General features: G+C 49.7%; 9 protein-coding genes. All 9 read left to right on the top strand.

What is annotated here, in order from left to right:
• The first annotated feature begins 130 nt into the window (after positions 1–130).
• Entirely contained in the window at positions 131–1,189 is a 1,059-nt protein-coding gene (locus ACYVFD_RS17970) for an endo-1,4-beta-xylanase (protein WP_461091947.1), read from the top strand.
• An 83-nt stretch (positions 1,190–1,272) separates the two neighbouring features.
• Positions 1,273–2,334 carry an endo-1,4-beta-xylanase gene (locus tag ACYVFD_RS17965; protein WP_461091741.1) on the top strand — a complete coding sequence of 354 codons (1,062 nt, stop codon included), beginning with the start codon at positions 1,273–1,275 and terminating at the stop codon, positions 2,332–2,334.
• A gap of 796 nt (positions 2,335–3,130) precedes the next feature.
• The gene (locus ACYVFD_RS17960) at positions 3,131–3,772 is read left to right on the top strand and encodes a response regulator (protein ID WP_461091739.1); all 642 of its coding nucleotides are present in this window, start codon (positions 3,131–3,133) and stop codon (positions 3,770–3,772) included.
• 21 nt (positions 3,773–3,793) lie between these two features.
• Complete coding sequence (locus ACYVFD_RS17955) at positions 3,794–5,572, top strand: tetratricopeptide repeat-containing sensor histidine kinase (protein WP_461091737.1); 1,779 nt, start codon at positions 3,794–3,796, stop codon at positions 5,570–5,572.
• 92 nt (positions 5,573–5,664) lie between these two features.
• Complete coding sequence (locus ACYVFD_RS17950) at positions 5,665–8,895, top strand: SusC/RagA family TonB-linked outer membrane protein (protein WP_461091735.1); 3,231 nt, start codon at positions 5,665–5,667, stop codon at positions 8,893–8,895.
• 127 nt (positions 8,896–9,022) lie between these two features.
• Positions 9,023–10,591: a RagB/SusD family nutrient uptake outer membrane protein gene (locus ACYVFD_RS17945; RefSeq protein WP_461091733.1), complete on the top strand. Its 1,569-nt coding sequence runs from the start codon at positions 9,023–9,025 to the stop codon at positions 10,589–10,591.
• Between the two features lie 45 nt (positions 10,592–10,636).
• Positions 10,637–11,803, top strand: coding sequence for an IPT/TIG domain-containing protein (locus ACYVFD_RS17940; RefSeq protein WP_461091731.1), 1,167 nt, complete (start codon positions 10,637–10,639; stop codon positions 11,801–11,803).
• Between the two features lie 134 nt (positions 11,804–11,937).
• On the top strand, positions 11,938–13,065 hold the full coding sequence (locus ACYVFD_RS17935; RefSeq protein WP_461091730.1) for a glycosyl hydrolase: 1,128 nt from the start codon (positions 11,938–11,940) through the stop codon (positions 13,063–13,065).
• A gap of 183 nt (positions 13,066–13,248) precedes the next feature.
• Positions 13,249–13,974 (top strand): DUF3891 family protein, encoded by a 726-nt coding sequence (locus ACYVFD_RS17930; RefSeq protein ID WP_461091729.1) that lies wholly within the window; start codon positions 13,249–13,251, stop codon positions 13,972–13,974.
• Positions 13,975–14,040: the final 66 nt, after the last annotated feature.

Raw genomic sequence — 14,040 nt, 5'->3', positions numbered from 1 at the left:
TCAGTAGCTACCGAAGATCCCTCCTGCGTCGGGATGACAAAGACGATACATCAAAAAACAACTCCTACTACGTATGCTATCAAATAAATCCATCAAGGCCCTAATTGCGGCTGTTTTTCTACTGGCCAGTATGACCATAGAGAACGGCATCGCCTTGGCGCAAACCATCCCATCGTTGAAGGACGCATTCAAAAACGATTTTGGGATCGGGACGGCGCTTAATAACGCGCAGATTGACGAACGCGATCCAAAAATGACGGAGTTTATTGTGCGTCAGTTCAACATGGCCACGCCCGAAAATATTATGAAATCGGCGTTGATCCATCCGGGTTGGGATACGTACAATTTTGAGATGGCCGATAAACTGGTTGAGTTTGGGAAAAAACATAACATCAGGATTAACGGGCATACCCTGATCTGGCACAGCCAGTTGCCGTCGTTCATCCGGGGCATTCACAGCGCCGACTCCATCCGAACGTTTTTTACCAATCATATCAAAACGGTTGCTGGGCGCTACAACGGAAAAGTTCTTTCGTGGGATGTCGTGAACGAAGCACTCAATGAAGATGGCACCATGCGAAAATCGGTTTTCCTGCAATACCTCGGTGATGATTTCGTCACGGAAGCCTTCCGACTGGCCCAGCAGGCAGCCCCCAGAACCGAGCTGTATTATAATGATTACAACAACGAACAACCCGCCAAGCGGGCAGGCTGTATGGCACTTATCAAAAAGATACAGGCGGCTAAGGTGCGTATCGACGGGGTGGGCATTCAGGGGCACTGGCACGTTGGGAAAGTACCCTTGAAAGACATTGAAGAAAGCATCCTTCAGTATGCGGCTCTAGGCCTGAAAGTGATGTTCACCGAACTGGATATTGAAGTACTACCGCGTAATTTTCAGGGCGCCGATGTAGGCCAGCGCATGACCGCCAACGTCCAGTCGAACCCCTATCCTGATGCCTTGCCCGACAGCGTACAACAGCAACTGGCAGCTGACTACGAAGCCCTGTTCAAACTGTTCCTCAAGCATAAAGACAAAGTTACCCGTGTGACATTCTGGGGTGTCAATGATGGGAATAGCTGGCTTAATAACTGGCCCATACGCGGCCGTACCAGCTACCCACTATTATTCGACCGAAATAGTCAGCCGAAGCCAGCTTTTTACAAAGTAATAGCCTTAAAACAGTAGGCTATCAGCGCTAATGCATACTCCAGATGGTACGATCACAGCAATCGACACCAATACGTGAGTCCTTCTAAACCTTTTTAGTCATGCGTAAACTAAGTGCCTATATTCTGATTTCCTTGTCAATCGGTTTTGTAGCGCCCGAAAAAGGGCTGAAAGATTATTACAAGGCCTATTTCCCGATTGGCGTAGCTGTAAACCCACGAATGGTACAACCCGGCCCGGACGCCGAAATGATAAAAACCCATTTTAATAGCATGACCCCCGAAAATGCCATGAAAATGGGGCCAATCCATCCCGAAGAGAACCGGTATAACTGGAAAGACGCCGACGCCATTGCCGATTTTGCTCAACAGAATAACATCAAATTGCGGGGCCATACGCTTTGCTGGCACAATCAGACACCCCGCTGGTTTTTCACTGATTCAACGGGAAAAACCGTGAGCCGGGAGGTACTGTTGGCTCGCTTAAAGCGGCATATTACCGATGTGATGGGGCGTTACAAAGGCCGGATTTATGCATGGGATGTGGTAAACGAAGCCGTTCCCGATACGGGTAAGAGTATTTACCGCCAGTCGAAATTTTACGAAATCATCGGCGAAGACTATATCGAGAAAGCATTTCAGTACGCCCATGAAGCGGACCCCTCTGCGCAACTGTTTTACAACGATTACAATACCGAAAATGCGTCGAAACGGGAACGGATCTATCAGTTGTTGAAGAAACTAAAGGCTAAGAAAGTCCCGATTAACGGCGTTGGTTTACAGGCTCATTGGTCTATTTACGAGCCATCTGCCCAGGAACTGGAAGAGTCCATCACTAAATTTGCCAGTCTAGGCCTAAAGGTCCAATTCACGGAAGTAGACATCTCGGTGTATCCCAAAGAGCACGAGCGCCGGGTCCGTCGAGATACCGACAAAAGTGAGTTTACATCGGAGATGAATGACAAACAGGCGGCTCAGTATAAGATGGTGTTCGATATATTCCGGAAGCATCGCGACAAAATCACCGGCGTGACGTTCTGGAATCTCAGTGACAAAAATTCCTGGCTTGACAATTTCCCCGTTCCCGGCCGTAAGGATTACCCGCTACTATTCGATCAGAATGGTCAGCCAAAGAAGGCTTATGAAAGCGTCGTAAATTTTTAACGGGCGGATAACACTACAGTTTTCTGTCATTCCGACGAAGGAGGAATCTTCGGATAAGTATCGTATTTCTTCCTCACCCGAAGATTCCTCCTTCGTCGGAATGACAGAAAGCTTACATTACACTGTACGTATTACAGTGTAATGTAAGTTTTGCCGTATTTTAAACGAGAGCCTCTTCCGCGTTCTGTGAGGACACAGAACGTGAGTAGGTAGTAAAGTGACTGCGTACGGCTAAATTACGTGTAATGCATACCTCATAGTCACATCCCAACTTCTATTGCCAATACTCCCAACTTTTCCCCATATTCAGATGTAGGGCAAAGCTGGGAGTATTGATTTAAGACCGTATGCAATGAAGAGCTTGTTATGGCACTGGCCCGATGAGTTCAAAAAAACGGACGTTTTACCATCTGTACTGAATCTGCTACGTGTACCAATCCTGCTAGTAATATACTCTCCTATCTACTAGTGAGCCGCCCTGAGGTTGTAATATTATTGGGTTCAGATTGAAGAAATAACAACACCAAAACGTTATATCATACAGGAGTATACAGCCAGAAATAGGCTTTCCAAAACGTCAGTATAGATTCATAGGCGATATTTCCTCTCTAGGGTTTTCCCTAAATTTAAATGAAGTTGGGTTTTCACTATTCCCTAAGCTGTGCACTTAATCCTAATTTTGCTAAACAAAGTTCTATTTAACTGCATTGTTCAACTGAATGATTGAATGGTCAAATTAAGATAGAACATTAACCAGTTTCTCGTTGGCAGAAGCAAGCGTCAACAGTGTGATTGCATGATACGGGTATTGATAGCGGATGATCACAATGTGTTTGTCGAAGGGATTGAGTCACTGATTTCCGGCTCACCGGAGATCGAAGTGGCAAAGCGGTGTTACAGTGTGTCGTCGGTTGTCGAACAGTTAGCTGACACCAATATTGACGTCGTATTACTGGACATTTCATTTCCGCACATTGAGGACGGGCTTGGGTTGTGTGAGTACATCACGCGTACGTATTCCCAAACGAGTGTAGTGGCGCTAACCATGCATGATGATGCCAGCCTGATCAAGCGGGTGGTGAAAAAAGGGGCAAAAGGGTATTTGTTGAAGAATACAACCAAGACAGAGCTTTTACAGGCAATTCGTGCGGTATATACGGGAAAACACTACTTCAATGAGACCATCACGTCGATTCTGTTGCATGAAGGCCCGCGCGCCCGAAAATCGTCGGCCGGGATAAAGCCAAACCTAACCCCCCGCGAGTCGGAAGTCCTGACCCTTATTGCTCAAGGACTCACCACTCAGCAAATGGCGGCTCAACTGTTCGTCAGTGCCAAAGCCGTCGAATTTCACCGGAGCAGTCTGCTCATGAAATTCAGTGTTCCGAATACGGCCCTGTTGATTAAGACGGCTATGGAAATGCAATACATCGATTAAAAGCTGAGTCACTGATCGTCAATGACCCTGACCACTATCTTCTTTCTACTGAAAAAAACAGGCCTGAGTGCTACGATGCTCCTGGTATTATCTGTTTTGTGCCAGTCGGTAAGTGCCGTAGCGCAGACGCCGGGCATTGACAGCCTTAAGAAAGAAATCAAACAACTAGTCACGACCAGAAAATATGTTCCGGCGGCTAAAGCCTATGAGCAACTAAGCGGGCTTTATCACCAGTTGTATGGCTACAACAAATACACACTGGACTCGTATTTCAATAGCCTGAAATATTACAGTCTAGAGGGCGATTCGGTGGGGTATTACAACGCACAGATTGCCATCGGTGATTATTATTTATATGATTACTTCATGCAGCCTTCGGCCGAGAAGTACCTAAAAAAGGCACGTCAGTTTTTTGAGCGAACGAACAACATTCCCAAAGTCATTGAGTGTCGACTGGGGCTGGCCAATATCGCTCAGCAAAAGAACCCTATCCCGGCTCATTTGCTGACGGATTTGCGCGAAACCGAACGAATGAGTGCCCAGCATAATCAGGAGTTCTCACAAACTTACGCACTGAACCTTCTGGCTAATACCTACTTACGCATAAAGCGACCGGATTCTGCCCAGTATTTCGCCAGCCGTAGTCTGGTGATGGCGAAACGCCTGAACGTCAATTGGCTGATCAGTTTGAATTACTTCTACCTGGGTATTGTCGAGCAATTCAGCAATCGGTCAAAAGAGGCCATCGAAGCATATCAGCGAAGTTATAAGCTGGCTGAAGTTGAAAAAAATGTAGCCATGCTACGAGAGTTGTCTAAGCATTCTGCCGATGCCTATTCGCACATGGGCGATTACAAACGAGCCTATGAATCATCGCTACAGACGCTGGACTTTGCCAATCAGTTTTACGAGTCGGCGCATACAAAAAGTATACGACTACAGGAGCTGGATAGCCAAATCAAGACCCTGGCCGTTGAGAAACAACTGGCCGAAGAGCAAAACCAGAGCGAACGTTTTTTGAATTCTGTACTGGTTGGCATTCTGGTTATCAGCATCATCGGCGTAGCGGCTCTGGTATTCTTACGGCGGCAGCAAAAGCTGATTGCGCGGCAGCAGGCTGTCATTGCCCAGCAGCAGATCCGGCAACTCGAACTGAAGTCATTACGTGCGATGATCGAAGGTCAGGAAAGCGAACGGAGCCGGATTGCCCGCGACCTGCACGATGGCCTGGGTATTCAGCTTTCACGTATCAAGCTGTTTGTGGAAGCGCATCAGGAGCAGTTGCCGTTGTCCGTAAAAGAGCCGCTGAACCAGTTTCTGGACGAAGCCTGCACCGAAACGCGGTTAATTTCAAATGATTTACGTCCCTATGCGCTATCGACGTTTGGGCTAATTCCGGCGTTGGAGGACCTAGTACAAAAACTGAATCTGGTAAATGAAACCACGCTAGTACTGGAGCATTACGGCGAACTACCTCCGCTGGGTGAAGAGGCCTCAGCGATGCTCTACCGGGTAATACAGGAGTTGCTCAATAATGCACTGAAACATGCGCAGGCTCAGACGATTATGGTACAGATCATGACCAACGACGAAACGGCACTGATCAGCGTCGACGACGATGGGCGTGGTAGCAATTTTACAGAAGAACCAGCCAGCGGTAACGGGCTCGCCAACATCAAATCCCGAATAGCGTATCTGGGCGGGCAGGTGATGTGGCAGAGTGAAGCGGGGAAAGGAACGTCGGTCATGATTTCGCTACCGATGCAGAAACTAATCAAAACAACTCCGGTCGTGGTGTAACAAAACGGTTGACAACTAGCCTGGCCGGGAGTCTATAATCAGACTATCCTACTAAATCTATAATTTAAATTCACAATTAATTTTAGTATTACATGATAAAACATGTGCTTTCGGGGGCTTTCATCCTAAGCAGTTGGCTAAGTGCCCAGGCGCAGGAGCGAGCCATTACCAGCGTAGCTGTGGGCAATAATCCACCTGCTCTGGCGAGCATAAAAGCGGCCAAGGTTGCCACAAACAGGCCATTGGATACCAAAGGGCCCGTGAAAGGGACCATATCCGACGAGAAAGGAAACGCCCTTCCCGGCGCAACCGTATCCGTAAAAGGAACGACGCTTGGAACGACGACCAACGTGAATGGTGAATTCTCGATCAACCTACCCGCCGGGTCGAAAACCTTAGTCATCTCGTTCATCGGGATGAAAACGCAGGAAGTTGAGGTCGGTTCGCGGACAACGTTGAACATTACCCTACAAACCGCCGACCAGTCTCTGGACGAAGTGGTGGTTCGGATTGGCTACGGTACAGTGAAGCGCTCGGATGTTACCTCTTCGATCACGACGGTCAAAGCCACCGAATTAAAGGATATTCCGGCGGCTGGTATTGACCAGCTTTTGCAGGGTAAAGCGGCTGGGGTGACCGTTACCAGCAATGGTGGTCAGCCCGGCGGTGGCGTATCGGTTCAGGTTCGGGGCGTTACGTCGATCAACAGCAACGACCCGTTGTTTGTGATTGATGGCGTACCGTTTGTGCGAGGCAATACGTCGAACAGCACGGGTTATGCCGGTCTGGGTGGTGGCGATGGCCAAACCGGCAACAGCGTCATGGCCATGCTTAATCCCAATGACATTGAAAGCATCGACGTGCTGAAAGATGCCTCGGCGCAGGCTATTTACGGCTCTCAGGCTGCCAACGGGGTTATTCTGGTAACCACCAAAAAGGGCAAGCAGGGCGAAGGCAAGATTAACTACGAGACGTACACGGGCGTTCAGGAAGTGGCCCGGCGACTGGATCTGATGGATTTGCGGGATTTTGCCCGGTATCAGAACGAGGTCCTGCCCATTATCGGCAATCCGGTGTCGGATGAGTTCAAAAATCCAGATTTACTGGGTAAGGGGACTGACTGGCAGGAAGCCATGTTCCAGCACGGGAAAATTAACAATCACCAGTTGAGCTTCTCGGGTGGACGGGACAAAACGACCTACTACCTTTCCCTGAATTATTTCGACAACAAAGGGATTCTGCTGGGCTCGGATTTCAAACGGTACGCCAGCCGGTTTAGCCTCGACACACAGTTAAAAAACTGGGTGAAGGTGGGGTTAAGTGCCAACGTATCGCGTAGTATTCAGAACGTATCACTGGCCGATGCCGCTGAAGGAACCATCTGGTGGGGCGCTTCGACCAGTCCGCTCACGCCCGTTAAAAACCTGGACGGTAGCTGGGGTGGTGGCCAAACGGTAGGTGGCGTTCAGTATTACGGCTCCAACCTGGTTGGTAACAGCGAGTTCCGGGGGAATACCAAAACGTCGAACAACGTTTTCGGAAGCCTGTACGCCGAATTACAACTGACCAAAGACCTGTCGTTACGTAATGAACTGTCCTATTCGCTGGGCCAGGACAACAACGTTGCGTACCAGAAAGCCGGGAATGTGGGCAGTACATCCTTCCGTAGCAAACTGATCGATTCCCGCTCCGACAGCTACTACTGGTCATTGACGAATTACCTGACCTACAACAAAAACCTGCAAAAGCATGGCATTCAGGCTACAGTCGGTCATCAGGTGCAGAACTCCTACTACCAGTCGATTTCGGGTACGAAAGTAGATTTGCAGGCCAATATCTTCGACCTCAACACCGGTAGCGCTGATCAGACAACCTGGGGATTGAGCGGTGGAAAAGGCCAATGGGCGATGGAATCGTATTTTGCCCGCGCCAACTATACCTACGATGATCGGTACTCGTTATCAGCCAGTTTCCGGGCCGATGGGTCGTCAAACTTTGGCCCCAACAACCGATGGGGGTATTTCCCTGGGGTATCGGCAGGCTGGACGATCTCCAACGAGAAGTTCATGAAAGGGTCCGTCTCGAATGTACTGAGCTACGCAAAATTACGGGTTGGCTACGGAACGGTTGGTAACCAGAATTTCCCCGGTGGTGCGCCTAACCCCGCCTACGTTGGTGCGGTACAGTTCTTTTCGGGTCCGGTCGGTTTCGGCTCATCGAACATGATCAACGGCATTCCTAACCCCAATCTGAAATGGGAATCGGTTAAAACGACCAACGCCGGGGTTGACCTGGGCTTCCTGAACGGCCGAATCGATGCCACGATCGATGTGTATAAAAAAGTGACGTCGGACATGATCATCTTCCTGACCGGCCCGAACCTGATCGGCGTGGGCGACCAGTGGGACGACCTCAAAGCGCCCTTGGGTAATGCGGGTCAGATGACGAACACGGGGATCGATATTGGCCTAACATCGACCAACATTAAAACGGATAAGTTTAGCTGGAAGACCAACGTCGTGTTTACGCAGTTTACCAACAGCTATGATAAAGCGGCCAGTGCGGCTTCGGCGCTGGATGGGAAAGTGTATTACAACAACTACCTCGTTACGCACACCACACCGGGTCGGCCTGTCGGTTCATTCTGGGGATTGGTAACGGATGGTCTCTTCCGTACGCAGGCTGAGTTGGACGCGAGCCTTCCACAGTTTGGCTACAAGGTGAATCAAACGGAAACCTGGCTGGGCGACATCCGCTTCAAGGACATCAACGGCGACAAGAAAATCGATGCGCAGGATTACACCTTCATTGGTAGCCCACTACCCAAATTTACCTGGGGCTTTACTAATACCTTGAACTACGGCGATTTCGACTTCTCGCTGTTTCTGCAGGGTAGCCAGGGGGGCAAAGCATTTAACTTCCTGCGCTGGCAACTGGAAGGGCTGAACAATGCCTACACCAACCAGATGAAAACGGTCAATGATCGGTACACGGAAGCCAACCCGAACGGTGCGCTGCCCCGGTTTACAAACACGAACAAGAACAACACGGCCATGTCGGACCGCTACGTCGAAGACGCTTCGTACGCTCGTATTCAGAACATTACGTTGGGCTATCGACTACCAAAAACGCTACTGAACAAGGTAAAGATTCAAAACCTGCGGATCTACGGCTCGATTCAGAACCTGAAAACCTTCACGAACTACTCCGGCTATGATCCTGAAATCGGTGCGTTCAACAACAGCATCAAACTGATGAACGTCGACACTGGCCACTATCCGAACCCTCGCACGTTCACGGTAGGCGCTAATCTGCAATTTTAAATTAAAGAGCGAAAGAGTGAATGAGTGAAAGAGCGAATGGCTAGTCCAGCTCTCTGAAACTTAACTCCCTCTCCTCGGAAGGCGATAATCGCTCTTTCGCTCATTCACTCTTTCACTCTTTAAAAAGATGAAACTCAAGCCACTATATGCCCTGATACTGCCGGCGGTGCTGTTGTCTTCCTGTTCGAAAGACTTCATTGAACGGCCTTCGCTATCGGGCACCACAACCGGAAACTATTATAATAATGCGGATGAAGTCCGGGCCGCAACGAGTACACTATACAGCGGGTTGCCCTGGCGCAACTACGAAAGCCGGGCGCAGGATGCCATCGGCGATGTTATGGGGGGCAATATGTTTACCTATACCGACGTCGAGTACCTGAACTTTACAGTATCATCGGCTTCTGACCGGATTGGTGCAGCCTGGGGCGCGTTCTATAAAATCATCGGCTATGCGAATGTGATGATCAAAACATTCGAAGAGAAGAAAGCGGCCGGGGGCGGTGCGGCCTACCTGGACCCCGCCATTGCCGAGTGCCATTTTATTCGAGGGATGATCTATTTCTACATTGCCCGGACGTGGGGAGCCGCACCAATCATCACCGATCCCGGTGCAACGGCCCTCTCGGGTAATTTCAACATTCCGCGCTATCTGCAAAAGGACGTGTTGCGGTTTGCCCTCGACGAATTGAAAATGGCCGAAGCGAGTTTGCCCGAATCCGACGTACCGGGCCGGGTAACCAAGTTCGCGGCCAAGGCTATGATGGCGAAAATGTACCTGTACAGCAAAGATTACGCAAATGCCAAAGCCAAGGCCGAAGAGGTGATCAACTCAGGGAAATATAGCCTGGTTGACGATTATACCGGCATGTTTACCAAGATGAGCATGAACAACAACGCTGAAGCCATCTTTTCTATCCAGCACCAGTTTGCGCAGGACCCATGGGGAACGGGCAACATCAAAAACCCGGATCGCGGAGCTGGAGCACTTCGTACTGCCGAAGCTGATGCCTGGGAAATGTACGTACCCTCGCTGGACATACTGAAAGAATATGAATTTGGTGATATGCGCCGGAAATGGTCGGTGATGGAACAGGGCTGGACGAACCCAAACTGGAAACCTCAACGGGCGAATATGCCTAAGTATAACGCCTTCATGGCCAATGGGTTCAAATACGATACGCTGCAACCAACGGCTGACGGTGGAAGCTTAAGTCCAACCCGTGCCAATCTGGTAAAGTACTTCGCGGGTCCAGGAAAAAGCTTCGGGGGCGAACCGGTACTGGGCCAGAATTCGGGCAATAACGTTGTATTGCTTCGCTATGCCGATGTTCTGCTGATCTATGCTGAAGCAGTGCTGGCTGGTGGCGCTTCGACCTCCGATGCGAAAGCGCTGGAAGCGTTGAATAAAGTCAGAAACCGGGCGGGTCTGTCGCCGAAAACGTCGATTACGAACGATGACATTCTACACGAACGGCGCGTTGAGTTTGCCTTCGAGGGCGATTACTGGTACGACATTCAGCGACAGGGTTTTGCAAAAGCAAAAGCCATTATTGAGAAGCAGAATCGCGGAACGGTGACGGGCGCTACCTACCTGACCAATTTCACCGAGGACAAACTATTTCTACCGATCCCGGCTGGCGAGATTGTGCAGGACCCTGAACTGGGCAAAGACCCCGTGCCGTATTACAACTAAGTAGTTGGTCTGTTTGTATCCACGGGCTTCAGCCCGTGCGTGTTTATGCGAATCCAGACACGGGCTGAAGCCCGTGGATACAAACAGACCACAATGACCTTTATGAGTAGCAAGCCAATGAAATTAACGAACATACATCGAATAGCAGGCATAGCCCTTCTGACCGTAGCAACGGGTCTGGGCATGAGTTCCTGCACAAAAGACACGGACGGTAGCCCGCAGATTGCGCCCGGCAACCCCGTTGCGACGAAAATTATGCCGGATTCGGCGGCTGGCGGTGCCCTTGTCACCCTGACCGGGACCGGCCTGGGCGACATTCGGGCTATCGTCTTCGAGAAACAAAATGTACCGGCGGGTTTCCAGCCCACGCTCAATACCGATAACGTCTTGATTTTCCGGGTTCCGACCGAGGTATTAGGTGGCAAACAGAACATTACCTTTACCAACAGTGCGGGCAAAACGCTGACGGTGCCTTTTAAAGCGCTGGCCTATCCTACAGTCACCTCGGCGTCGAACTATAACTTTACGAAGGGAACCGTCATCACGCTTACCGGCAATAACTTCGACGATGTAACAGCGGTCGCTATTGCCGACTCCGTGAAGGGGATTTCGGATGCAGCTACCGTAGTATCGAAATCAAAAACGCAGTTGGTTGTCCAGATGCCGACCACGACGCTTACCCGTGGTACACTCAGTATTACGAACAGCACCGGGCGCATGCGAACCAGGCAGGAGTTCATAAACGTCGACAAAGCGTATCAGATCTTTACGGATGCCTACGGCACTGGCTTCCAGGATGGTTCCTGGGGTGATGCTGCCTCTATCTCGACTAAGGAGTTTTCTTCGGGAACGGCATCAATTGGCAAGAATTACCAGAAAGGAAACTGGCACCTGATTGGGTTTGCCAACTGGTCTGCCTCGGCTATCCCTTACTCGGCGGATTACACCTATGTAACGGGCTGGATCAAAGGCGCTTCGGCTGATTATTCGCTGTACCTGACTACGGATGCGGGCAAAGCTGCTTTTGGCGACTATGTAGAAGCGAATAAGATCGACGTGAAAGCAGGTGTTTGGAACTACTTCAAAATCAAGCTGTCGGACATGGATTTCTGGGTAGCGGGTAAAACCCTAAAGCAGATAGGCTTCCGCATCAAAGGCCCCGACAAGCAGGATGAGACATTCTATTTTGATGACATCATGCTGGTGAAATAACAGGCAGATTCTTAGATACCGAATTCTAGTAAAACCAACCTATAAAGTGAGTAGTCGCGTGGTGACGGGATGTTGTCAATGACGCCCGTTAGTACGCGGCTTTTTTATGAGTCAAGCCGAATAACCGATTTAGTATGACAACCAATAATCTGACTAGCCTTGGTCGATTTGCTGGTCTGCACCAGTATGTATGTACTTTTTTGCTGTGTTTATCGCTGGTTAACAATCTTTTAGCCTGTAAGGCGACTGAGTCGATTACAGCAACAGACACCTCTCAAAAAACACAACCATCAGGAACACTACTCAAACCAGCCGCTCAACTCATCGATACCAAAGCCACTGCATCCACAAACGGTTTATATTCTTATCTGATCGATCAGTATGGCCGCAAAATGATTTCGGGTCAGCAGGATGACGTGGAGTACATTCTCGAAAAAACCGGCAAAGAACCGGCCATCGGGGCTTTCGATTTAATGGACTACTCGCCCAGCCGGGTTCCGTTTGGCAGTAAACCATTACGAACCGCTGAGGACTGCATTCAATGGGCCAGGAAAGGCGAAGGTCGAGGCATTATCAGTCTATGCTGGCACTGGAACGCGCCTACCGATCTAATCAATCAGGGACCCGACAAATTTTGGTGGAGTGGCTTTTATACCCGAGCCACTACGTTCGATCTGGCGGCTACACTAGCGGATAAAAACAGCGAACGGTACAAACTCCTACTGCGCGACATTGACGCCATCGCAGAACAGCTCAAAAAGTTTCAGGCAGCCGATGTTCCCGTCCTCTGGCGCCCTCTGCACGAAGCATCTGGCGGCTGGTTCTGGTGGGGAGCTAAAGGGCCTACTCCTTTCAAAGAGCTCTGGCAAATCCTATATAACCGCCTGATGAATGACCACCAACTGCATAACCTGATCTGGGTTTATACCGGCACCGATACCATCAACACCGACTGGTATCCGGGCGATCAGTACGTCGATATTGTTGGTATGGACATTTACACGGACCCAAATGCCAGTCTAAATACCAACTGGACAACCGCGCAGACCCTTTTCAACGGAAAAAAGCTAGTAACACTGTCTGAAGTTGGCCACCTTCCGAATGTAGCCAACGTCCGCACAATCAATACGTGGTGGTCCTGGTTTGCCGTCTGGACCGGTGCTGACTGGATCAAAAAGCAACCGCTCGAGCGACTAAAATCGGTTTATACAGACACGGATGTGATCACCCGCGACGAATTACCGGATTGGCGTAACTATTGACTGCACCTCAACAGGCTGACCGGTTAGCCAAAATGTAAAAGGCGGGAGAGAGACCGTTTGCCTACTTATTGATCGAATCAATGGCTTCTGCCTGACATTTGTGTCTTCAGTTTCGTTGTTAGTAGGTCGTACTATTCCCAACAGGAATCTGTAGACATACGCTTCATTGCTAGTATATGGAATATGCTTATTACCCAAACTGAATCTGGCTGGCAACTCATTCACCAGCCCGCCCATGGCTTACTTGCTTTACAACTCGCCTTAGCCTGGACGATTGACAAACGCCCAGCCCATTGGGCCGAAACACTAATTGCCGTTGCTGAGCACGACGACGGGCAAGTCCCCTGGGAAGGCCGGAATCATCTGACGTCCTCAGGGGCTCCTCTTCATTTTCAATTAGTTGATTATTCTCTGGAGCAGTGTCAGAATCTCATTCAGATTGGCCTGCAAAAAAGTCGCTGGAATGCCTTACTGATGTCGATGCATACAGTTTTTCTGTATGAACCCAAACGGGGAAGTAGCCAACAGCTAGACGCATTTTTAGAGCAGCAACGGGTCAATCAGGCGCTTTGGCGAAAAGAAACAAAAACGACGAAAGCCGAAGCAACCTATGCCTATGAATTCCTGCAGTGGTGCGATGCCCTATCCTTAATTTTGTGTCTGCAACAAATACCACCTGAGGAACGGCGACTCGAAGTGAGCAAAGGGCCAGATGGAGTGTCGTATTATCTGCATCAGCGAGTCGATGGTTCATTAGTTCTCGATCCCTGGCCCTATGAACAATCAACTGTTGAGGTTCATGCGGAAACATTCCAACTAAATCAACTCGTTTTCAAATCCGACCAGCAGCTTTACAAAGCCATTCAGGAGGCTCCTGTGGAGGTCAAGCGGTGGACGTTCCGGCAGTAACTACCGCGTAAACTAAGTTATTTAATAGTTTTCTGTCATTCCTCCTTCGACTACGCGTCCCGGTCG

This window comes from Spirosoma gilvum (assembly GCF_054776815.1).
The sequence above is the reverse complement of the archived record's forward strand: the minus strand, read 5'-3'. Positions and strand labels throughout refer to the sequence as shown.

What these genes read in the sequence shown, in the direction of transcription:
- ACYVFD_RS17950 (WP_461091735.1), top strand. Translation starts at nt 5,665, where the DNA reads ATGATAAAACATGTGCTTTCGGGGGCTTTCATCCTAAGCAGTTGGCTA.
- ACYVFD_RS17970 (WP_461091947.1), top strand. Translation starts at nt 131, where the DNA reads ATGACCATAGAGAACGGCATCGCCTTGGCGCAAACCATCCCATCGTTG.
- ACYVFD_RS17930 (WP_461091729.1), top strand. Translation starts at nt 13,249, where the DNA reads ATGCTTATTACCCAAACTGAATCTGGCTGGCAACTCATTCACCAGCCC.
- ACYVFD_RS17960 (WP_461091739.1), top strand. Translation starts at nt 3,131, where the DNA reads ATGATACGGGTATTGATAGCGGATGATCACAATGTGTTTGTCGAAGGG.
- ACYVFD_RS17935 (WP_461091730.1), top strand. Translation starts at nt 11,938, where the DNA reads ATGACAACCAATAATCTGACTAGCCTTGGTCGATTTGCTGGTCTGCAC.
- ACYVFD_RS17955 (WP_461091737.1), top strand. Translation starts at nt 3,794, where the DNA reads ATGACCCTGACCACTATCTTCTTTCTACTGAAAAAAACAGGCCTGAGT.
- ACYVFD_RS17940 (WP_461091731.1), top strand. Translation starts at nt 10,637, where the DNA reads ATGCGAATCCAGACACGGGCTGAAGCCCGTGGATACAAACAGACCACA.
- ACYVFD_RS17945 (WP_461091733.1), top strand. Translation starts at nt 9,023, where the DNA reads ATGAAACTCAAGCCACTATATGCCCTGATACTGCCGGCGGTGCTGTTG.
- ACYVFD_RS17965 (WP_461091741.1), top strand. Translation starts at nt 1,273, where the DNA reads ATGCGTAAACTAAGTGCCTATATTCTGATTTCCTTGTCAATCGGTTTT.